The organism is Streptomyces fuscichromogenes, from assembly GCF_014645815.1.
Taxonomy (GTDB): domain Bacteria; phylum Actinomycetota; class Actinomycetes; order Streptomycetales; family Streptomycetaceae; genus Streptomyces; species Streptomyces fuscichromogenes.
In genome coordinates, this window is record NZ_BMML01000001.1 from 47819 (window position 1) to 68672 (window position 20854).

Annotated in this window: 20 protein-coding genes and 1 pseudogene; 9 read left to right on the forward strand and 12 right to left on the reverse strand. The window is 72.3% G+C overall.

The genetic code is table 11. The annotated features are described in order from the left end of the window. The first annotated feature begins 27 nt into the window (after positions 1 to 27). Both IEZ11_RS00235 and IEZ11_RS00240 read left to right on the forward strand, forming a co-directional pair. Positions 28 to 675: a hypothetical protein gene (locus tag IEZ11_RS00235; protein ID WP_189260448.1), complete on the forward strand. Its 648-nt coding sequence runs from the start codon at positions 28 to 30 to the stop codon at positions 673 to 675. Positions 676 to 680: 5 nt separating this feature from the next. Then, the gene (locus tag IEZ11_RS00240; RefSeq protein ID WP_189260449.1) at positions 681 to 1286 is read left to right on the forward strand and encodes a hypothetical protein; all 606 of its coding nucleotides are present in this window, start codon (positions 681 to 683) and stop codon (positions 1284 to 1286) included. A gap of 1 nt (position 1287) precedes the next feature. Here the strand turns inward: IEZ11_RS00240 and IEZ11_RS00245 are convergent, their stop codons facing one another. Further along, positions 1288 to 1731, reverse strand: a complete 444-nt coding sequence (locus IEZ11_RS00245; RefSeq protein ID WP_189260450.1) for a DnaJ family domain-containing protein — start codon at positions 1729 to 1731, stop codon at positions 1288 to 1290. Between the two features lie 91 nt (positions 1732 to 1822). Between IEZ11_RS00245 and IEZ11_RS00250 the strand changes: the two genes are divergently transcribed. Beyond that, complete coding sequence (locus IEZ11_RS00250) at positions 1823 to 2212, forward strand: FHA domain-containing protein (RefSeq protein ID WP_189261075.1); 390 nt, start codon at positions 1823 to 1825, stop codon at positions 2210 to 2212. Positions 2213 to 2240: 28 nt separating this feature from the next. On the opposite strand, the gene IEZ11_RS00255 is transcribed toward IEZ11_RS00250, so the two are convergent. The 3 genes from IEZ11_RS00255 to proP form a co-directional block, all read right to left on the reverse strand. Beyond that, the gene (locus IEZ11_RS00255) at positions 2241 to 2912 is read right to left on the reverse strand and encodes an O-methyltransferase (protein ID WP_189260451.1); all 672 of its coding nucleotides are present in this window, start codon (positions 2910 to 2912) and stop codon (positions 2241 to 2243) included. 111 nt (positions 2913 to 3023) lie between these two features. After that, positions 3024 to 4184 (reverse strand): DUF2330 domain-containing protein, encoded by a 1161-nt coding sequence (locus tag IEZ11_RS00260; RefSeq protein WP_189260452.1) that lies wholly within the window; start codon positions 4182 to 4184, stop codon positions 3024 to 3026. Positions 4185 to 4378: 194 nt separating this feature from the next. After that, a complete protein-coding gene (proP, locus tag IEZ11_RS00265) occupies positions 4379 to 5749 on the reverse strand; it encodes a glycine betaine/L-proline transporter ProP (protein ID WP_189260453.1) in 1371 nt (456 codons plus the stop codon). A 374-nt stretch (positions 5750 to 6123) separates the two neighbouring features. On the opposite strand from proP, the gene IEZ11_RS00270 reads away from it, so the two are divergent. Further along, on the forward strand, positions 6124 to 8160 hold the full coding sequence (locus tag IEZ11_RS00270; RefSeq protein ID WP_189260454.1) for a bifunctional glycosyltransferase 87/phosphatase PAP2 family protein: 2037 nt from the start codon (positions 6124 to 6126) through the stop codon (positions 8158 to 8160). 96 nt (positions 8161 to 8256) lie between these two features. Here IEZ11_RS00270 and IEZ11_RS00275 read toward each other — a convergent pair whose 3' ends face one another. Further along, a complete protein-coding gene (locus tag IEZ11_RS00275) occupies positions 8257 to 9426 on the reverse strand; it encodes a steroid 3-ketoacyl-CoA thiolase (RefSeq protein ID WP_189260455.1) in 1170 nt (389 codons plus the stop codon). A 273-nt stretch (positions 9427 to 9699) separates the two neighbouring features. Here IEZ11_RS00275 and IEZ11_RS00280 point away from each other — a divergent pair, with 273 nt between their 5' ends. Continuing rightward, positions 9700 to 10935: a cytochrome P450 gene (locus tag IEZ11_RS00280; protein ID WP_189260456.1), complete on the forward strand. Its 1236-nt coding sequence runs from the start codon at positions 9700 to 9702 to the stop codon at positions 10933 to 10935. Positions 10936 to 11043: 108 nt separating this feature from the next. Here IEZ11_RS00280 and IEZ11_RS00285 read toward each other — a convergent pair whose 3' ends face one another. The 3 genes and pseudogenes from IEZ11_RS00285 to IEZ11_RS00295 all read right to left on the reverse strand — a co-directional run. Beyond that, positions 11044 to 11730, reverse strand: coding sequence for a YoaK family protein (locus IEZ11_RS00285; protein ID WP_189260457.1), 687 nt, complete (start codon positions 11728 to 11730; stop codon positions 11044 to 11046). Between the two features lie 121 nt (positions 11731 to 11851). After that, positions 11852 to 12265 (reverse strand): aggregation-promoting factor C-terminal-like domain-containing protein, encoded by a 414-nt coding sequence (locus IEZ11_RS00290; protein WP_189260458.1) that lies wholly within the window; start codon positions 12263 to 12265, stop codon positions 11852 to 11854. A gap of 336 nt (positions 12266 to 12601) precedes the next feature. Then, positions 12602 to 12998 (reverse strand): annotated as a pseudogene (locus tag IEZ11_RS00295) (ECF transporter S component); the annotation flags it as partial. A gap of 146 nt (positions 12999 to 13144) precedes the next feature. On the opposite strand from IEZ11_RS00295, the gene IEZ11_RS00300 reads away from it, so the two are divergent. Next, positions 13145 to 13795, forward strand: coding sequence for a phosphotransferase family protein (locus IEZ11_RS00300; protein WP_189260459.1), 651 nt, complete (start codon positions 13145 to 13147; stop codon positions 13793 to 13795). 108 nt (positions 13796 to 13903) lie between these two features. On the opposite strand, the gene IEZ11_RS00305 is transcribed toward IEZ11_RS00300, so the two are convergent. Then, the gene (locus IEZ11_RS00305) at positions 13904 to 14935 is read right to left on the reverse strand and encodes an ATP-grasp domain-containing protein (protein ID WP_189260460.1); all 1032 of its coding nucleotides are present in this window, start codon (positions 14933 to 14935) and stop codon (positions 13904 to 13906) included. 257 nt (positions 14936 to 15192) lie between these two features. On the opposite strand from IEZ11_RS00305, the gene IEZ11_RS00310 reads away from it, so the two are divergent. Then, on the forward strand, positions 15193 to 15774 hold the full coding sequence (locus IEZ11_RS00310; protein ID WP_189260461.1) for an XRE family transcriptional regulator: 582 nt from the start codon (positions 15193 to 15195) through the stop codon (positions 15772 to 15774). Between the two features lie 199 nt (positions 15775 to 15973). Here the strand turns inward: IEZ11_RS00310 and IEZ11_RS00315 are convergent, their stop codons facing one another. Then, a complete protein-coding gene (locus IEZ11_RS00315) occupies positions 15974 to 17041 on the reverse strand; it encodes a Strvi_7410 family MBL fold metallo-hydrolase (RefSeq protein ID WP_189260462.1) in 1068 nt (355 codons plus the stop codon). Positions 17042 to 17361: 320 nt separating this feature from the next. On the opposite strand from IEZ11_RS00315, the gene IEZ11_RS00320 reads away from it, so the two are divergent. Beyond that, positions 17362 to 18819, forward strand: coding sequence for an aldehyde dehydrogenase (locus IEZ11_RS00320; protein WP_189260463.1), 1458 nt, complete (start codon positions 17362 to 17364; stop codon positions 18817 to 18819). Positions 18820 to 18828: 9 nt separating this feature from the next. Further along, positions 18829 to 19062 (forward strand): ferredoxin, encoded by a 234-nt coding sequence (locus IEZ11_RS00325; protein ID WP_189260464.1) that lies wholly within the window; start codon positions 18829 to 18831, stop codon positions 19060 to 19062. A gap of 34 nt (positions 19063 to 19096) precedes the next feature. Here the strand turns inward: IEZ11_RS00325 and IEZ11_RS00330 are convergent, their stop codons facing one another. Both IEZ11_RS00330 and IEZ11_RS00335 read right to left on the reverse strand, forming a co-directional pair. After that, the gene (locus IEZ11_RS00330; RefSeq protein ID WP_189260465.1) at positions 19097 to 19723 is read right to left on the reverse strand and encodes a maltokinase N-terminal cap-like domain-containing protein; all 627 of its coding nucleotides are present in this window, start codon (positions 19721 to 19723) and stop codon (positions 19097 to 19099) included. A gap of 321 nt (positions 19724 to 20044) precedes the next feature. Further along, on the reverse strand, positions 20045 to 20686 hold the full coding sequence (locus IEZ11_RS00335) for a TetR family transcriptional regulator (RefSeq protein WP_189260466.1): 642 nt from the start codon (positions 20684 to 20686) through the stop codon (positions 20045 to 20047). Between the last annotated feature and the right edge of the window lie 168 nt (positions 20687 to 20854).

Sequence of the window (20854 nt, forward strand, 5' to 3'; positions counted from 1 at the left end):
GTCGGGCCGAGACACCGGAGGGCAACCATGTCCACAGGCTTGATCATCGCCATCGTGATCGTGGCCGCCGTGGTCGTAGTCGCGGCGGTACTGGCCGTACGCTCCAGGGGCAGCGGCCCGCACGGTCTGAAGCGGCGCTTCGGGCCGGAGTACGAGCGGACGGTGGCCCAGCACGGCGGCGACACCGGCGCGGCCGAGCGGGAACTCGCCGAGCGGGTCCAGCGCCACGGCACACTGCGCGAGCGCGAACTGGAGCCGGCGGAACGCGAACGGTACGCGGCCCGCTGGACCACCGCACAACAGCAGTTCGTCGACTCGCCCCGGGAGTCCGTGGCCGAGATCGACCGGCTGCTCGCCGAACTGGCCGCCGACCGCGGCTTCCCGGCCGGTGCCGAGTACGAGGACCAGGTGGCCGCGCTCTCCGTGCACCACGCCGACCACGTCGACGGCTACCGCCGCGTGCACCGCGCCGCCGAGGCGCCCACGGGCGGGTCGCCGCAGAGCCGGGCCGGCACCGAGGAGATGCGGGCGGCCGTGATCGAGGCCCGCTTCCTCTTCGACGACCTGGTCACCCCGTCGTCCCGCGAGTCCGGCCGCCACCGCGCCGGTGTCGGTGCCGACACCGGCGGCCAACTGCCCTGGTCCGCCGACCAGAGCCGTCCGAAGGAGAGTTGACCGACATGACCGACGCCAGGACCGGATCCGGCCGCCGTCCCATCGGTGGCGACGCGTATCCCGGCGGCACAGCGAGGCCGGGACGTGAGGAGAGGAGCGACCGGGGCGACTCCCCTGTGGGCGGTGTCACCCCGGGGCAGGAGGAACCCGAACGCATGGACGACCGGAGCGACCGGGACGATCGGAGCGACCGGAGTGACCGGGACGACCGGAAGGCGCCCGGTCAGACGGTCCTGGCGGCCGACGAGGACCCCGGTCGCGAGACGCCCGCGGGCCGGGACGACCGGCCGGCCGCCGGGCGCGACGACCCGCCGGCCGCGGATCGCGACGAGCGGCTGATGCCGCGGGAGGAGTGCGGGCAGCTGGAACGGCGGCTGGCGCGCGCGGTCACCGGATTCGTCGACGAGCCGCGCACGGCCGTCGAGGAGGCCGACCGGGCCGTCGAGGAGCTCAGCGCCCGCTTGACCGACGCCGTCGACCGGCGCCGCCGTACCCTGCGCGGCAGTTGGCAGTCCGCCGGTGCGGACGGCCCCGGCGCCGCGGACACCGAGCAGCTCCGGCTGGCCCTGCGCGACTACCGCGAACTGGCGGACCGGCTGCTGCACATGTGAGTCACCCGCGCGCCTGCGGCCCCGCGTCCGGTTCCGTCCCGGCCGCCGCCCTGCGCTCCCGCCACTCGCGTACGACCTCCTCGACGTCGTACGGCTTCTTGCCCAGCGGGGGTCCGGGCGGCGGCTTGAACATCATGTCGCGGATCCGGACGTTGATCTCCTCGATGATCCCGCGGACGATCCGCTCCGAGGGCGCCGCGTAGGCGGCCGCCAGCGCGTCCTCGGCCTCCTTGCGCAGGGCGAGCGTCGGCGGCAGCATCGCCAGGCCCTCACGGGCCAACTTCCTTCTGACCCACCACATCTCGTCGTACGACGTGTCCAGGCCGTCGGGCAACGGCTCGCCCAGGCCCGGTAGTCGATCGAACTCGCCGCGTCGCTGCGCGTCCCCGATCTGCTTGTCGACCCAGGACTCGAACGGCACCCCGGGTGGCTTTCGCTCGGTCATGACTCCATTGTGCCGGACGCGGCCCGGCCGGGCGTTTTATCATGCGCCGGAGATCCAGTAAGGATCCATGAATCGCGCAGGGGGAACGCACGTGCTCGAACTCACCATGGCCTCCGTGTCCGGAGAAGCGGGCGAGACGGCCGGAATGCTCATGGCCGACGCGCCCAGCGACCCGGGCGCCGTGCTGCGGGTGGGCCGCGACGCCTCCGTCTGCCGGCTCACCACGCCCGACGACTGGCTGTTCGTCTCCCGGGTGCACCTGGAGTTCCTGTGCGGGGCCGAGGGCGGCTGGCAGGTCACCTGGCTGCGCGGCTCCCAGGACGAGCCGTCCTCCGAGGTGCTGCTGAAGGTCGGGGAGTACGCCCAGGCCATCACGTACGGCGGTACGGTCGCACTGCCCCGGGGCGGCTCCGGCGAGATAGTCGTCCGGGACCGCACCGCCCCGCGCAGCGTCAACGTGGGCTTCTACCACGAGGGTTGAGCAGCATCGCGCGGTCGGGCCGGCCGGGTCAGTCCAGCACCCTCGCCAGCGCGAAGCCGTCGTAGCCCTTGCTGCCGACCGTCTGGATCGCGGTGCCGGTCAGCCTCGGGTGGGCGCCGATCAGCTCGATCGCGGCACGGGTGCCGACCACGTCCGGCTCGCCGCTGGTGGCGTCGACGACCCGGCCGCCGCGCACCACGTTGTCGACGACGATCAGGCTGCCGGTGCGGGTGAGCCGGAGCGCCCACTCCACGTAGTGCGGGTTGTTCGCCTTGTCGGCGTCGATGAAGACCAGGTCGAAGGGGGCCGGGTTCTCGTCGGCGAGCTTGGGCAGCGACTCCAGGGCGGGGCCGACCCGTACCTCCACGATCTTCTCCAGGCCCGCGCGGGCGATGTTACGGACCGCGATCTCCGCGTGCCGGGCGTTGTACTCCAGCGAGATCAGCCTGCCGTCGGCGGGCAGGGCGCGGGCCAGCCAGATGGTGCTGTAGCCGCCGAGGGTACCGATCTCCAGGATGTTCCGGGCGTCCTGGATCTGTGCGAGGAGCTGGAGCAGTTTGCCCTGGCCGGCAGTGACGTTGACGTGCGGGAGCTCGTTCGCCTCGCTCTCCCGCAGGGCCGCCTGGAGCGCCTCGTCGTCCGGTGACAGGTGGCTGGTGAAGTAGAAGTCGACGTCGTCCCAGAGCTGAGAGCCGCTCATGCGTACGCTGCCTTTCGCCTGTTCGGATGGCTGTCCGGTGACAGCTCCCTGGATAGCACTACTGAGGCGGTGGACGCGCCGTTGATCCACCGCCCCGGTGCCGGACGGAACTCAGCCGATCGGCGCAGGGGGCGGCGGCCCGGCCGGCGGCGACGGCGGCTGTGTCGGCGGCGGGGGCGGCGGGGCGGGGCGCCTGGAGCGTCGTACGGCCGTCAGGGAGGCGACCGCGACGAGCAGCAGCAGCGCGGTGCCGATCGTCAGCAGCCACGCCGGGATCCCGGCCGCCTCGCGCAGCCGGTCCGTGTAGACGACCTGCTGGAACGGGGTGTCCGAGGACGCCTGCCGCAGCGTGTGGTCGGCGGAGATCCGGGACGGGTACGGGAACTCCTGGCCGATCGCGGTCAGGTACGGGGTGCCGGCGGCCAGCTGGGCCAGCGCTCCGGCCGGGTGGCTGAGCCGGCCGGCGTAGACGACCCGCGGGCGCTCGCCGCCGATCGCCGAGCGCGGCTCCATGCGGTGCGCGGCGAGCACGTACAGGCCGAGCGACTGCGGGGTGGCCGCGATCCTGGACAACCGCATCGGGTAGACCGGGCGTTCGCTGGCGAAGGCGAGGTGGAGCGGGTCGAGGGCGCCGCGCAGCGCGGTGTCCGTGGTCTCGGGAGCCAGCTTGACCGCGACGTACTCCCAGTGGTCGGTGACGTAGGGCTGGAGGGCGGTGTCCAGACGGGGCGGCATGGGGAAGCCGTTGCTGCGCAGCCAGCCGTCCAGGGCGCCGGAGTCGGTGGCGGTCAGCTGGGCCACGTCGAACGGGCCGAGCCGCTGGCGGTCGACCACGCCGACACCGGGGGCGGTGGCGCCCACGCCGGGCGGCACGCCACCGGTACCGCCGCCGCTGGTGAGCGGCCAGTCGCCGTCCTCGGGCCAGAAGTGGTAGCGGGTGCGGTGCACCGGGGCGGTGAGGGTGTGCAACTGGTCGAAGAGGGCCGGGTCGGAGAGGGTGACGGTGGCACGGTGCGGGACCGGCATGATCCAGGCGGCGCGGTCGGCGTCGCCGTTCACCGTCAGGCGCATCACGATCTGCTCGCGGGTGCCGTCCCAGCGCAGGACGGATTCCTCGCGGCCGACGGTGACCTGCCGGCCGGTGTCGGGGACGAGGGCGCCGCAGGCACAGGCGAAGGCGGGGGCGGCGAGCCAGCCGAACTGGATGCCGGCGAGGACGAGGAGGACCGCGAGCAGCCGTGTGCGTCGGCGAGGTCTCCGCTGGCCGATCATGAACCGATGCCCTCCGCCCTACCGTCGATCAGGACTACAGACGGTATAGCGGAGGGCATGTTTCCTGGGCCTGTTCCGGACAGCCACCGTCTGTCTACCGACGGTACGGGCCGACGGGGCGGATCGTTCGAACGCGCAGGTGAGTAGGGGACGTGCGCAGTTCCCCGCGCGCCGCCGGAGTCGGGGCGCTGTTGTCAGGGCGCTTCCACAGCAGGGGCCGAGCCCGGCAGGGGCTTGCCCGCGGTCTCCGCCATGCGCCAGGCGGCGAAGCCGCCGATCACCGCCGCGGCCATCATGTAGTACGCGGGCATCATCAGGTTTCCCGTCGCGCCGATCAGGGCCGTCACCGCCAGGGGCGTGGTGCCGCCGAACAGGGAGACCGAGATGTTGAAGCCGATCGACAGGGAGCCGTAGCGGACCCGGGTGGGGAACAGGGCCGGGAGGGCGGCGGGCATCGCCGCCGTGAAGCAGACCAGGAGCAGGCCCAGGGCGCCCATGCCGAGGGCGACCGCGAGCAGGCTGCCCTGGCGGATCAGCAGGAGGGCGGGGACGGAGAGGGCCAGGAAGCCCGCGCAGCCCGCCGCGATCACCGGGCGCCGGCCGACGCGGTCGGTCAGGGCCCCGGCGAACGGCTGGACGATCATCATCAGCGTCATCACGCCGAGGACGACCAGCAGGCCGTGCGTCTCGTCGTACTTCAGCTCACTGGTGAGATAGCTGGGCATGTACGACAGCAGCATGTAGTCCGTGACGTTGAAGACCAGGACCAGGGCCATGCACAGGAGCAGGGCCCGCCACTGGCCGGTGATCATCTCGCGCAGGGGGACCTTCGGGCGGGCCCGCTCCGACTTCGCCGCCTCCGCCGCGAACGCCGGCGTCTCCTCCAGGCGCATCCGCAGGTAGAGGCCGATGACGCCCATCGGGCCCGCGATCAGGAACGGGATCCGCCATCCCCAGGACGTCAGGTCGTCGGTGGAGAGCAGCGCCGTCATCAGGGTCACCAGGCCGGCGCCGCCGATGTAGCCGGCCAGCGTGCCGAACTCCAGCCAGCTGCCGAAGAAGCCGCGCTTCTTGTCCGGCGCGTACTCGGCGATGAACGTGGACGCGCCCGCGTACTCGCCGCCGGTGGAGAAGCCCTGCACCAGGCGGGCGGCGAGCAGGAGCAGCGGGGCGCCCACGCCGATCGTCGCGTAGGACGGGATCAGGCCGATCGCGAAGGTGCCCACGGCCATCATGATCATGGTGACGGCGAGGACCTTCTGGCGGCCCACGCGGTCGCCGAGCGGGCCGAAGACCATGCCGCCCAGCGGGCGGACCAGGAAGGCCGCGGCGAAGGCGCCGAACGTGGACAGCAGCTGGGCGGTCGGGCTGCCGGAGGGGAAGAAGACCTTGCCCAGGGTCACCGCTATGTAGCTGTAGACGCCGAAGTCGAACCACTCCATGGCGTTGCCGAGCGCGGCCGCCTTCACGGCGCGCTTCACCAGCGCGGGGTCGGTGACGGTGGGGGCGGGGGCGGCGGAGGGGGCCGTACGGGTGGACGGGGTGACTGCTGTGGCGGTCGCCAAAACGGGGCTCGCCTGCCTCTCGTGGGGGACGGGGACGCGGCCCGTACGGCGCTGGACGGGGCCGGAAAGCGACGATAGGAGTACTTGGGGCCGTTACGTCGCGTACGCGCTTACCTGCATAGTGCAGCTAAATGCGCTGTGTGCAGGCACGTCTGCCCGCTCCCGCGGCCGTATGCGGGGCGCGCACTGTGATCTTTGTCGCGCTCCATGGAGGCAACCTCGCGCCCGCGCGCTGTCGACTTCGTCGCCTTCAGGACAAAAGGTCGGCGGATGTCAGGTGAAGAGGGGGTTGCCTGCGTCTGTGCCGAGAGGGGGTGGGAGCCTCGAAGGGTTCTCAGAGCGAGGTGCGGGACGCGGCGGGAGGCCGGCGAGGCGTGGCGAACGTGGAGCACAACGGGCGACGGGGAGAGGCTTTCGACGGGGCGGAGGCCGGGGCGCGGTTCAGAATGGTCCGGCTCGGCCTGTGGGCGGTGGCCACGATCCTCGTCGTACGGCAGCTGGTCGTCGTCCTCGGTACGCCGAGCGGGCGACGGCTGACGGATCTGGAGACCTGGGTCGGCCCGGACGGCGTCCTGGACGTCAAGGGCTCCCTGTACGACTCCACGCAGTTCACCGGCACCCCCTTCGGCGGGCTGGTGCTCAAGCCGCTCACCAGAGCCGCCGAGCAGACCCTCGGCTGGGGCTGGATCTTCGGCACGCTGCTGCTGGTGGTCGCCCTCGGCCTGGTCGTCGCCCGCGCGCTGCCCCAGCCGGTGAGCCGGCGCACCTCGCTGCTGGCCGCCCCGGTCGCCATCAGCCTGCTGATGCTCTCGCTGCCGGTCCGCAACGCCCTCTGGCTCGGCCAGACCAGCATCATCCCCGTGCTGCTCGTCCTGCTCGGCTGCTTCGCCGCCCGCGGGCAGCGCGACAGCGGGCTGTGCATCGGCCTGGCCGCCGCCCTCCAGCCGGCCGTGCTGCTGTTCGCGCCGCTGCTGTGGTTCACCGGCCGCCGCCGGGCCGCCGTCGCCACCGGCGCGACCTTCGCCGTGTGCACGCTGCTGGCCTGGGCGGCGCTGCCGCACGACTCGTACACCTACTGGGTCCACCACACGGCCGGCGTGGGTCTCGGCGGCGCGGCCGACGCGCTCGCCAACCAGTCGCTGCACGGCGCCCTGTTGCGGTTCGGGCTGAACGGGCCGCTGGAGATCGTCCTGTTCCTGGCGCTCGCCGCGGCCGTGGCCACCCTCGCGCTGCGCCGCGCGGTGCGCTACGCCCGGGACGGGCAGCTGCTGCTCGCGGTCGCGATCACCGGCTGCGCGGTGGTGGCGGTGTCGCCGACCGCCTGGCAGCACCAGCTGCTGTGGGTGCTGCTCGCGGTGGTCGGCCGGGCCGGGCGGCGCACCGCCGACCGGCCGGTGTGGCCGGTCGTGGTCGTCCTCGTGATGACCCTGCCCGCCAAGGCGATGCTGCCGAACCAGTCGCTCTTCGTACCCGTGCGCGACAACACGATCCTGCTCGCCGCCCTGGCCGCGGCCATGGTCGTGCCCTTCCTGTCCCGCACCGCCCCGGAGTTCGCCCGCCCGGTCCCGACGGACTACGCGCAGCCGGTCCCGGCACGCCTGCGGCACGTCCCGCTGGTCCCCGCCCTGCGCCGGGTGCTGACCCGTCCCAACCTCTTCCTCGAACTGGTCGCGACCCGGCTGGTCTACTTCGTCTACCAGCAGATCCGGCTCGCCGCCGCCGGGGACGGCGACGGCACCTCCGGGCGGGCCCGCGCCGAGCGGCACGGGCACCAGGTCCATGACATCGAGCGGTTCCTGCACATCGACATCGAGCACTGGGCCAACCACACCGTGTACGGCATCGGCCGGCTGCGGAGCTTCCTGGACTTCTACTACGAGTCCTTTCACTTCGTGGTCCCGCTGACGATCCTCGCCGTCCTCTACGTCCGCCGCCCGGTCGACTACCGCTGGGCGCGCACCGCCCTCGGCTTCGCCACCGCGTTCGCCCTGATCGGCTTCTGGCTCTATCCGCTGGCCCCGCCCCGTCTGATGCCGGGCCTCGGCATCATCGACACCGTGCACGGCCCGCAGGACTTCGCCAAGCCGGACTACGGCACGCTCACGGAGCTGACCAACCAGTACGCGGCGATGCCCTCGCTGCACTTCGGCTGGGCGCTGTGGTGCGGGGTCGTCATCGCGGTGGTCGCGCCGAAGTGGTGGCTGAAGGTGCTCGGCCTGGTCCACCCCCTCCTCACGGTCTCGGCGATCATCGGCACCGGCAACCACTGGGTGCTGGACGCGGTGGGCGGGGCCGCGGTGGTCGGTGCGGGGTTCGGGGTCGGGTATCTGCTGCAGGGGCCGCGGGCCCTGCGGGGGGCGGGGGCCGACAAGAGGGACCGGGAGCCGGTGACGGTTCCGGCTCCCGGGTGAACGCCCGGACGGTGGTGCCGCGATGCGCCGTCGTTCGGCCGCGGCGGCGTCGTGGCCGGTCGCACAGTTCCCCGCGCCGCTTACGCGTTGAGATGCTCAGAGGCGCTGGATGATCGTCCCCGTGGCCAGGCCGCCGCCCGCGCACATCGTGATGAGGGCGAACTCCTTGTCCGTGCGCTCCAGTTCGTGCAGCGCGGTGGTGATCAGGCGGGCGCCGGTGGCCCCCACCGGATGGCCGAGGGCGATCGCGCCGCCGTTGACGTTGACCTTGTCCAGGTTCTGCTCGAAGACCCGGGTCCAGCTGAGCACCACGGACGCGAACGCCTCGTTGATCTCGACGAGGTCGATGTCCTTCAGGGTCATGCCGGCCTTGCCCAGCACGGTGCGGGTCGCGTCGATCGGGCCGTCGAGGTGGAAGTGCGGGTCGGCGCCGACCAGGGCCTGGGCGACGATCCGGGCCCGGGGGCGGAGCTTCAGGGCACGGGCCATGCGCTTGGACGCCCACATGATGGCGGCCGCGCCGTCGGAGATCTGGGACGAGTTGCCGGCCGTGTGCACCGCCGTCGGCATCACCGGCTTCAGGCCCGCCAGCGCCTCGGCCGACGTGTCGCGCAGCCCCTCGTCCCGGTCGACCAGCCGCCACATGCCCTGACCGGCGTGCTGCTCCTCCTCCGTCGTCGGCACCTGGACGGCGAAGGTCTCGCGCTTGAAGCGTTCCTCGGCCCAGGCGTGCGCCGCCCGCTCCTGCGAGAGCAGCCCGAGCGCGTCGACGTCCTCCCTGCTCAGACCCCGGTTGCGGGCGATGCGCTCGGCGGCCTCGAACTGGTTGGGCAGGTCCACGTTCCACTCGTCGGGGAACGGCTTGCCCGGCCCGTGCTTGGAGCCGGAGCCGAGCGGCACCCGGGACATCGCCTCGACCCCGCAGCTGATCCCGACGTCGATGACCCCGGCGGCGATCATGTTGGCGGTCATGTGCGAGGCCTGCTGCGAGGAGCCGCACTGGCAGTCGACGGTGGTGGCCGCGGTCTCGTACGGCAGCCCCATGGTCAGCCAGGCCGTACGCGCGGGGTTCATGGACTGTTCGCCGGCGTGGGTCACCGTGCCGCCGACGATCTGCTCGACCGCGTCGGCGGGGATGCCGGTGCGGCCGAGGAGTTCTCGGTAGGTCTCGCCCAGGAGGTAGGCGGGATGCAGGTTGGCGAGCGCGCCACCGCGCCTGCCGATGGGGGTGCGTACGGCTTCGACGATCACGGGTTCCGCGGCCATGGGGGCTCGGTCCTCTCCTCGGTCACCCGCGCGGCGCAGGGGCGTCCCGGCCCGGCCCGCCACGCAGAACTAGAACGCGTACTAGTTCTGTGTGCAGTCTGCTGACAGGGCGTCCGCAACCGCAAGGGGGATGCAGGCAATTGGAGTGTCCGTGCCCCTTGCGACTTGTGGAACCCGTTATTACCTTCACGGCAACCGACCCTTTCTGATGGATCGTCAGAAAGTCGTCGGGGCCACATGTCCTGGCTCGTACACGGTGGGAGTGAGTCGCTCATGCCCTGTCCCGCGCTGCCCGACGGGTTCGACCTCACCGACCCCGACCTGCTCCATCACCGGGTGCCGCTCCCGGAGTTCGCCGAACTGCGCCGGGCCGAACCGGTCCGCTGGATCGAACAGCCGCACGGCCTCGCCGGGTTCGCGGACGACGGCTACTGGGCCGTCACCCGGCACGCGGACGTCAAGTACGTCTCCACGCACCCGGAGATCTTCTCGTCCTGGCTCAACACGGCGATCATCCGCTTCGGCGAGCACATGCAGCGGGACGCGATCGACGCCCAGCGGCTGATCCTGCTGAACATGGACCCGCCCGAGCACACCCGGGTCCGCCAGATCATCCAGCGCGGCTTCACGCCCCGGTCGATCCGTGCCCTGGAGGAGCGGCTGCGGGCCCGCGCCGGGGCGATCGTCGAGGCGGCCCGCGCCCACTCCGGCCCCTTCGACTTCGTCACCGAGGTCGCCTGCGAGCTCCCCCTCCAGGCGATCGCGGAACTGATCGGCATCCCGCAGGACGACCGGGCCAAGATCTTCGACTGGTCCAACAAGATGATCTCGTACGACGACCCGGAGTACGCGATCACCGAGGCGGTGGGCGCCGAGTCCGCCACCGAGCTGATCTCCTACGCGATGAACATGGCCGCGGACCGCAAGCAGTGCCCGGCCAAGGACATCGTCTCCACCCTGGTCGCGGCGGAGGACGAGGGCAACCTCAACTCCGACGAGTTCGGCTTCTTCGTGCTGATGCTCGCGGTGGCCGGCAACGAGACCACCCGCAACGCCATCACCCACGGCATGCACGCCTTCCTGACCCACCCCGCCGCCTGGGACCTCTACAAGCGCGAGCGCCCGTCGACCGCCGCCGAGGAGATCGTCCGCTGGGCCACCCCGGTCAACTCCTTCCAGCGCACCGCCACCCAGGACACCGAACTGGGCGGCAAGCTGATCCGCAAGGGCGACCGGGTCGGCGTCTTCTACGCCTCCGCCAACCACGACCCCGAGGTCTTCGCCGACCCCGACGACTTCGACATCACCCGCGACCCCAACCCCCACCTCGGCTTCGGCGGCGGCGGCCCGCACTACTGCCTCGGCAAGTCCCTGGCCGTCCTCGAAATCGACCTGATCTTCAACGCGATCGCCGACGCGATGCCGGACCTGCGCCTGATCGGCGACCCGGACCGGCTCCGCTCGGCGTGGATCAACGGCGTGAAACACCTCCGGGTCAGCACGTCGTAACCCCCTCCGGACGCGGGCCGACGGCTCCCGGCGCCGCCGGCCCGTCCCGAGGGAGGCAGGAGCACCCCTTTCCCTACGCCCCGTTCCTGCCTCCCCCGAGGCGCGAGGTCACTCCCGGCCCGAGGCGATCACGGCCAGCACCCCGGACACGGCCGCCGCGACCAGCAGGGACACCCCCGGGCTGTGGTGGAGGATCAGCCAGGCGCCCAGGGCCGAGCCGGCGAACAGCGCGGTGACCGCGGCCGCCCGGCGCGGGGAGCGGTGGCTGGTGCCGTCGCCCAGCCGGGACTCGGAGAGGAGTCCGGTCAGGGTGGTGGTGAGGACCGTGGTCGCCGTGAGGTCGGGCACGCCCAGCTTGCGGACGTTCGCGTTGCGCAGCCCCATCGCGAAGGCGGTCAGCGCGATCAGGACGTAGGCGGTCGACGGCGCGCCGGACCCGGCGAAGGCGACCACGCCCGTCCCGGCCAGCAGGACCGCCTCCGCGGCCAGGGTCACCCGCATCCACCGGCGGCGGGAGCCGGTGGAGAAGCGGGCCGCGACCCGGCCGCCCACCGCCGCGCCCAGCATGAAGGCGGACAGGGAGGCCGCCGAGCGGGGGACGGAGAAGCCGGGCGTCCCGGCGGCCGCGAAGCCGAGGATCACCACGTTGCCGGTCATGTTGGCGGTGAAGACATGCCCCAGCCCGAGATAGCTGACGGCGTCGATCAGGCCGCTCACCAGCATCAGCGCCAGCAGCACGGCCACCAGCCGGACACCGCGGGTCTCGGGGTCGCGGGGCGGGGTGGCCGTCGTCATCGTTCCTCCGGCGGGTGGGCTGGCTCCGGGCCCAGTGCACCACGTCCGGACATGCGTCGGCACCCTCGCCCAGGAGAGGGGGCGAGGGTGCCGGGGTTCAGGGGCGCGCGGTGCGGCCGGCTCAGTACCAGCCGTTGGCCTGCCAGAAGCTCCAGGCGGCGGTCGGGCTGCCGTAGCGCGAGTTCATGTAGTCCAGGCCCCACTTGATCTGGGTGGCCGGGTTGGTCTTCCAGTCGGCACCGGCCGACGCCATCTTCGAACCGGGCAGGGCCTGGACCAGGCCGTAGGCGCCGGAGGACGAGTTGGTGGCGGAGATGTTCCAGCCGCTCTCGTGCGAGACGATCTTGCTGAACGCGTTGAACTGTGCGGCGTCCGGAATCATCTGGTGCGCGATCGCCTGAGCGGAGGAGGCCGACGTCGTGGCGGCCTGGGCGGGCGCCGCGGTCAGGGCCAGGCCGGCGGCGGCAGCGGCCACGGCGGCGGTGGTGAGGGCCTTCTTCGGGGAAGCGATGCGGCGGATGAAGGACACGGACACGGAGAACCTCGTTCGTCGGGGACAGGGAGTCGCCGTGCTCCGGAACCACCCGTGAGGGCGGTCCGGGTGCGTCGGCGCCGCGGCCCGCTGGGGGCTCGTGGTGCCTGGCGACGTCGTCCAGAGAAGCAGGCCGGAAACCTGTCCGCAATCACCCCTTTTACTAGTGGTGGTCGCATAGGCGTCGATGGTCCGTCGTGTGGCGTGGCTCTCAAGCCGCAGGTCAGGCCGAGTGTCAAAGCGGGCATAACGGAATGATCTGACTACTGTTCCGGATCGTAGGTGACCTGCGTCATGTGGGGTGCTTCACCGGTCCCGTCACCGGACGGGTACGACACCTCACGCCCCGGGGCCGTCGAAGGTGACCGCGGTCTCGAACGCGGCCCTGCGGGTCGCCCGGCGCAGCGCCCGCAGCAGCGCCGGACCGAGGAGGAGGGTGAGGACGACCGTGCACAGGGCCCGGCCCAGGTTCCAGCCCATGGCGGTGGCCAGGCTGTAGGCGAGGAACCGGGACAGTCGGCGGCGGGCCCGGCGTGCGGGTCGAAGGCCAGGTTCGAGGCGGTGCCGGCCGGCAGCGGCCAGCCCGCCAGGTCGACGACCGTCCCGTAGGCGAACGCGGCCAGGGCCCCACCCCGCCGGTGAGCGGCGCCGACGCGAACATGGTGAGCGAGCCCAGGGTGAAGACCAGAACCTGTTCTGGCACAGCGCGAAGAAACAGGAAGCCACGGATTCCCGACCGGAAACCGTGCCGCGTAGCGGCACAGCCACAGGTCGAGAAGGCCAGAATCCTCGGGCTTCAGCCCGAGGAGCAAGTCAACTTGCCGGCCGCCCCGCGGAAGCTGAGAGGGGGCTGTGCGGGGACCGTCTCGTTATGGTCATGCCATGACGGGGAGACTGCTCGGTTCGGGGCGTTCGGCCGATGTGTACGAGATCGACGAGGCGTGGGTGCTGCGCCGCGACCGGGACGGCTGGGGGGACGCGGCCGCCGAGGGCGCGGTGATGACGTACGTACGGGAGCACGGGTACCCGGTGCCCCGGGTGCGGCCGTCCGGGTCCCGTACCGACCTGGTCATGGAGCGGCTGTCCGGGCCGACCATGCTGGCGGCGCTGCTGGCGGGGGAGACCGGCGCGGCGGAGGGCGGTGCGCTGCTCGCCTCGCTGCTGCGGCGGCTGCACGCGGTGCCCGGCCGGGACCCGGCCGACCCGGGTACCCGGGTCCTCCACCTCGACCTGCATCCGGACAACGTGATACTCACCCCCGACGGTCCCCGGGTCATCGACTGGACCAACGCCGAGGACGGGCCGCCCGGGCTCGACTGGGGCATGTCCGCGGTGATCCTCGCGCAGGTGGCGCTGGGTGCCTACCCGTTGGCCCGTGAGCTGCTGACGGCCCTGCTCGCCGATCCGGGCGAACTCACCGAGGAGGGGCTGACGGAGGCCCTGCGGCGGCGGGCGGCGAATCCGACGATGAGCCGGGACGAGGTCGACGTGCTGGGCGAGGCGGGCAGGTTGATACGGGCGATCGCCTTCTAGAACGGCCCGCACGAGCCGCTGCCGGACCGGTCGGGTCTGCCGGGTCGGTCGGGTCTGCCGGGCCTTCCGGTCTTCCGGTCTTCCGGGCCCTCCGTTCTTCCGGTTCCGCTAGGCCGCGTTGGCGAGCGGGGCGATGTCCGCCGACAGGTGGCGGGCCATCCGGCGCAGGGCGTCCGCGCAGTCGTCCGGGGTCTCGCCCAGCGCCACCCAGAGGGCCAGCCGGTCGGCGGCGGTGGCGTGCGGGCCGGCCGTGACGTGGTTGCCGGTGTGCTGGGTGAGGAGCATGCGGTCGGCGCCGGGCTCGTGGGCGGCGTCGGGGGAGAGCTCCAGCTGGTCGAGGCGGCCGGTGGCGGCCGGGTAGGCGAACTGGACCGAGGCCGCCCGCTGCCGGGTGGGCGTCGTGTCGGGCACCTCCCCGGCGGCGAGGGCGGCCGCGGCCTGGGCGAGGTCGACGCCGGTGGCCCGCCTGACGAGGAGCGGGATCAGGTCGCCCGGGAGATGCGGGGCGACGTCGGTGACCCGGGGGCCGCGGTCGGTGAGGGTGAGGCCGATGTGCAGGACGCCCCGGTCGACGCCGAGGGCGTGCACGGTGCGGTCGACGGCCAGGCGCAGAAAACGGTTGTGCAGCAGGCCGTCGTGGGCGTGCACGGTGTGCCGCAGCGGCTGCCGGGCGGGCGCCGGGCCCAGGGTCGTACGGGTGATGGCGGCGATGCGGATCTCGCCGTCGAGGACGACCGTCTCGGCCGAGACGCGGGGTGTGCCGGGGTCGTCGACCGGGACCGTGCGGGCGGCCAGCAGCGCGCGCAGCGCGGACGGGTCGGTACAGGCGGCGGCCGTGCCGGGGGAGGTGCCGGGCAGCCCCAACTGCCCGGCGATCGTGGCGGCGGCGACCGAGTACTCCTGCGAGTGGGTCAGCACGCCGCGGACCCGGTGCCGGGCCGCGAACCGCACCACCGCCGACGCCGTCGCACCGTCCTTGCCGGGGTCCGCCGCGAGGTGACCGGCCAGGCACGGCTGTGCCCAGGCGGGCGGCGCGGCGTCCACCAGCAGCACCGGGCGGACCGCGGCGATCCGCGTCAGCACGAACTCGTCGTACGCACGCCGTCGGCCGGCACCCAGGAGCAGGACGGGCTGTGGCATCGGTTCGCCTCACCTTCTGGGGAGGAGGCGGGGCGGCTGGTCGTCCCGGATGCCGCTCCCCCAAAGGCGGCACCCGGGACGGGTCGGTTCGACCATGGCCTGCTGATGTGATCCTTTCCTGCCGGTCCGTCACATGTCAACGATTGCTGCCCTCTTGCGCAGTGGTCCTTGTCATGTCTGGTGGGCGGGACAGGTGATTCGATAGCCTCGCGTCTGCTCGGCCGACCGACCAACCACGTGTGTCCAGGGGGACCTTGGTGAGTGACGCCCATGCCCCGCTGACCGGCGTGCTGCAACGCCTCGGGGAGCTGACCGGACGCCCGGGGCGGCTGCCGGAGGTGCTCGACGTGGCCGACCTGTCGTACCGCACCGGGATCCCGGTCGGGGTCGTCGCCGAACTCCTCGCCGGCGGCGGCGCGCCCGAGGCGGAGCTCGCCGAACGGGTGCGTCAGCGGCTGGACTTCATCCGCGAGAACCGGCGCCGTCCCGACGGCAAGCGGTACTCGCTGGGCGAGCTCGCGGCGATCGCAGGCACCAGCAGGCAGTGGCTGAGCGAGTGGCGCAAGAGCGGGCTGCCGAGCCTCGAACACACCGACCGGCTGCGGCGGTTCTTCGGCCTGCCGGCCGGCTTCTTCACCGCCGACGAGCCCGAGGCGCTGTACGAGGCGCTCCAGCCGGTGCTCCAGGGACTGGAGGCCCGCGCCGACCCGCTCTCCCGCCTCCGCGACAGCGGCCTGGTCCGGCTGGCGGCCCGCGCCCCGCAGATGAACGCCCGCCAACTGGCCACCCTCGCCGATCTGGCGGAGATGCTCATCACCGCCGAGCCGGCCGTCAACTGAGCTGCGGCCGGGCTGTGTTGACCGCCCCATGGCGCAGCCGCCCACGACCGGCGTCGGCCCGCCGGGCGGCGGCACCGGAACCCGTCCCCGCGGCGGCACCGTAATCCGTCCTCGCGGTGGCACCGGAACCCGTCCTCGCGGTGACCGGCCCGGACGGGCGGCCCGGCCGGGACCGGGGGCGGCGACCGCCGAACGGTTCTCACACCGCCACGTAGGTCACCGGATCGCTCCCTGTCACCGCCTCCGCCCGGCCCAGTTTCACCAGGCGCCGGAGATGGGCCTCGGCCTCCGAGACGGCGATGTTCCGTGAGCCGTACGGGATCTGTTCCCAGGGGCGGTTCCACTCCATCCGTACCGCCAGCTCCCACGGGGTGAGGGGCTGTCGGAGCAGGGTGAGCAGGCCGGCCAGGCGCTCCTCGTGGTGGGCCAGGAGCTCGCGCACCCGTCCCGGTGCGTCGGTGAAGGTGTGCTGGTGGGCCGGGAGCACCTCGGCGGGGGCGAGCCGGCCGACGCGCTCCAGGGAGTCGAGGTAGTCGCCGAGGGGGTCGGTCACGGTCGCGTCGTCGGGGTCCTCGTAGAGGCCGATGTGCGGGGTGATCTCGGGGAGGAGATGGTCGCCGGAGAACAGGCGGCCGTGACCCGGGAGCCGGGCGGGGTGCTCCTCCTCCAGGTGCAGGCAGACGTGGCCGGGGGTGTGCCCCGGCGTCCAGACCGCCCGCAGCCGGCGGCCCGGGAGGCCGAGGAGTTCGCCGGGGAGGATCTCGCGGTCGGGGAGGGCGGGCGCCAGGCCGGGCGGGGTACGGCGGCGGGGTCCGTCGCGCAGCGGCGCCACGTGTTCGTCCGGCGCCCCGGCCGCCGTCAGCTTCGCGGCCATGTACGTGAACCACCGCTCCGGCCGGGTCTCCCGCGCCCGCCGTACGATCGCCGCGTCGGCCGCGTGCATCGCGATCCAGGCCCCGGACGCCTCGCGCACCCGCCCCGACAGCCCGTGATGGTCGGGATGGTGATGCGTGATGACGACCCCGTGCACCTCGCCGACGCCCGTACCGCACGCCTCCAGCCCCGCCACCAGCACGTCCCACGACCCGGGGTCGTCCCACCCGGTGTCGACCAGCACCGGCCCCCGGTCGGTGTCCATCACGTACACCAGCGTGTGGCCCAGCGGATTGTCCGGGATGGGCACGGCGACGGACCGCACACCCCCGCCGAGATCCCGCACCGCGACCTGCGGCCGCACCTCCGCCGACTCGCCCAGACCGTCCGCCATCAGCCTTCCTCCGCCCCCGCCCGGTCCCGCCGGCCCCACGGCCATGACCCACTATAACGAGAACTGATGACACGTCAGATATGGCGTGGGGAAGTTCACCTGGCGCGGCCGTGAACCCGGGTTCCGGGGCGGGGTGCTGCTCGGGCTCCCCGCCGGGTACCGGCGGCCGGACTGGAGGTCCTGGCTCCGGCGGGCGACTTGAGGTGCCCTCCGGAAGCGCCAAAAGTACTGGTGGGAGCCTATTCGTTCCCATCCCTGGCTTAGTTGAACTAGAACTGGTATCAGTTCTGAGACATCGTCAGGAAGGGTGGCGGGGCGCCATGACCGAGTTCCTGGAACACGGACAGTTGTTCATCGGCGGGGAGTTGACCGACCCCCTGGGCAAGGACGTCATCGAGGTGATCTCGCCGCACACCGAGGAGGTGTTCGGGCGGGTGCCGCATGCCTCGCGGGAGGACGTGGACCGGGCGGTGGCGGTGGCGCGGCAGGCCTTCGACGAGGGACCCTGGCCGCGGATGACGCTCGACGAGCGGATCGAGGTCGTCACCCGGATCAAGGACGCGATCGCCGTACGGCACGAGGAGATCGCCCGGGTGATCTCCTCCGAGAACGGTTCGCCGTACTCCTGGAGCGTCCTCGCGCAGGCGCTCGGCGCGATGATGGTGTGGGACGCGGCGATCAGGGTCGCGCGCGACTTCACCTACGAACAGACGCGCGACGGGGTGCTCGGGAAGATTTTGGTGCGGCGGGAGCCGGTCGGGGTGGTGGCGGCCGTGGTGCCGTGGAACGTGCCCCAGTTCGTGGCGGCCGCCAAGCTGGCCCCGGCACTGCTCACCGGCTGCACGGTGGTGCTGAAACCGTCCCCGGAGTCGCCGCTGGACGCCTACATCCTGGGTGAGATCACCAAGGAGGCCGGGCTGCCGGACGGGGTGCTCTCCATCCTCCCGGCGGACCGCGAGGTCAGTGAGTACCTGGTGTCCCACCCGGGCGTCGACAAGGTCTCCTTCACCGGCTCGGTCGCGGCCGGCAAGCGCGTGATGGAGGTCGCCGCCAAGAACCTCACCCGGGTGACCCTGGAACTGGGCGGCAAGTCGGCGGCCGTCGTGCTGCCGGACGCGGACGTGGCCGCCGCCGTCGCCGGCATCGTCCCGGCCGCCTGGATGAACAACGGCCAGGCGTGCGTCGCCCAGACCCGCATCCTCGTCCCGCGCTCGCGCTACGACGAGTTCGCCGACGCCTTCGCGGCCGCGGCGAGCGCCCTGAAGGTCGGCGACCCGCTGGACCCGGCCACCCAGGTGGGTCCGCTGGTCGCGCGCCGCCAGCAGCAGCGGAACCTGGACTACATCCGGATCGGTCAGGAGGAGGGGGCCAAGATCCTCACCGGCGGCGGCCGGCCGCCGGGCCTGGACAGGGGCTGGTACGTCGAGCCCACCCTCTTCGGCGATGTCGACAACTCCATGCGGATCGCCCGTGAGGAGATCTTCGGCCCGGTGATCTGCCTGCTCCCCTACGGCGACGAGTCCGAGGCGCTGAAGATCGCGAACGACTCGGACTACGGGCTGAGCGGAAGCGTCTGGACGGCGGACGTGGCGCACGGCATCGAGGTCGCGCGGCAGGTCCGTACCGGGACCTACTCCGTGAACACCTTCAGCCTCGACATGCTGGGCCCCTTCGGCGGCTACAAGAGCTCCGGTCTGGGGCGGGAGTTCGGTCCGGAGGGCTACGGCGAGTTCCTCGAACACAAGATGATCCACCTGCCGGCCGGCTGGGAGGGGTGAGAGACCGCCATGGGTGACCGCTGGCACGTCGAGGTCGACCGTGCCCTCTGCATCGGCTCGGCCCAGTGCGTCCACCGGGCCACCGGCTCCTTCCGCCTCGACTCCGCCATGCAGTCCCACCCCGTGGACCCGGAGACGGACGCCAACGGCAGGGTCCTCGACGCGGCGGAGAACTGCCCGGTGGAGGCGATCACGATCACCCTGCTGGGCAGCGGGGAGCCGGTGTTCCCGCCGGAGGAGTGACCGGGGGGCGAATGGGGGACCGGCCGGAGGGCGGTCAGCGGGCTTCCAGGGCCGCGAACAGGGACCGGGTGCGGGTGCCGTCCGGCTGCTCCCAGGCGCCGGTGACCTGCCCGACGGCACCGCCGGGCGGTGTGGAGCCGGGGGTCAGTACCCGCGGCAGCCGCAGTACCAGGCCGGTGTCCGGCACGGCGAACTCGGTGCTTCCGTCGGTGTCGACGGGGGCGCCGAGACCGGTGACGGGACCCGCTCCGGCGTAGGAGCGGGCGACCTCCCGGTCGGGGGTGTCGGTGAGGCTCTGCGCCTGTGCCTCGGCGCGGCCCTCGATCAGGGCGAGCAGTCCGGCCGTCAGCACCGGGTCGTGGCAGCCGTCGTAGGCCCAGCGCGGACCCAGCACGCCGTGCTCCATGGTGCCGACGAGGGCGTGCCCGGCGCCGTCGAGCGGGGAACCGCGGTAGGTCAGCGGCACGAGGTAGGCCCCCGCCTCCTCGGTGACCACCATGAACTCGATCCCGACCGCGCCCTCCGGGTCGTCCAGCCGGAATCCGCCGGCCTTCACCAGCTCCGGGGCGGCGGGCCCGTGGTACCAGGGGCGGGTCGGGAGCCAGGCGGCGAGGAGCTCGACCTTGGTGGGCGTGAGGGTGGTGCGGTGGATGAGTGCCATGGGGAGGATTCTGCGATCCGGCGGGGGAGCGCCGCCAGCCGCTTTCCGGCGCCCACTGTCAGGAAAAGTCCAAAAAATCCATCTTGGGGGGTTCTCTTCTGCTCTGGGCGTTCTATGCTGGAAGCAGCCTACGAGGCGAGTGAGGGAGTCCGAGCGGAGTAGCCGACTCTGGCGTGACGCAGATGCAGAAGCATCCGCCGGTGCCGACGTCGACGGTCGGGCTGAGAGGCCGGAAGGCAGCAGTAGGGCCGGACGGCGACCCCCATCACCTGATCCGGACCATGCCGGCGAAGGGAACCCGTCTCGTAGGTCTTCGTGTGCCTACTTCTTCCGCTCCTGCTTCGCGTCCGGCTCCGTCAGGTCGATCAGGCGGCACACCGTCTCGATGTCGATCTTCACCTGGGCGATGGAGGCGCGGCCCGAGAGCCAGGTGATCAGGGCCGAGTGCCAGGTGTGCTCGATCACCCGGACGGCGGACAGCTGAGCGGACGTGGGGTCGGTCAGGCCCATCGCGTCCAGGATGATCGCCGTCGTCTGCCGGGAGACCTGGTCCACCTCGGGGGAGACGCTGCGGTCGGCGAAGGTGAGGGCCCGGACCATCGCGTCGGCCAGGTGCGGCTCCCGCTGGAGGGCGCGGAAGGCCCGCATCAGGGTCTCGGCGACCCGCTCGGATGCCGTCTCGCCCGCCGGCGGCTTCTTGCGCAGCGTGCCGTGCATGTGCTCCAGCTGGTCCTGCATGGTCGCGACCAGCAGATGCACCTTGGACGGGAAGTACCGGTACAGGGTGCCGAGGGCCACCTGGGAGGACTCGGCCACCTCGCGCATCTGCACCGCGTCGAAACCGCCCCGGCTGGCCAGCTGGGCGCTCGCGTGCAGGATCCGGCGGCGCCGGGCCTCCTGTCGCTCGGTGAGCGGCGGGGTGGCCGATCTGGCGCCGATGTCCACCTTGGCTTCCACAGGCATGGGTCCCGTCCGTGACAGTCGGTGAGGGCAGTGCTCAGGGCGAGTGATCACACAGCATGGCAGGGGTTCCCGCCGTGGCGCGAATCACCTGATCCACTGCTCACTCCACCCCTACCTGCCGGTAGATTCAGAGCCTCTTGAACGATCAAGTCTGAAACTTGTTCTAGA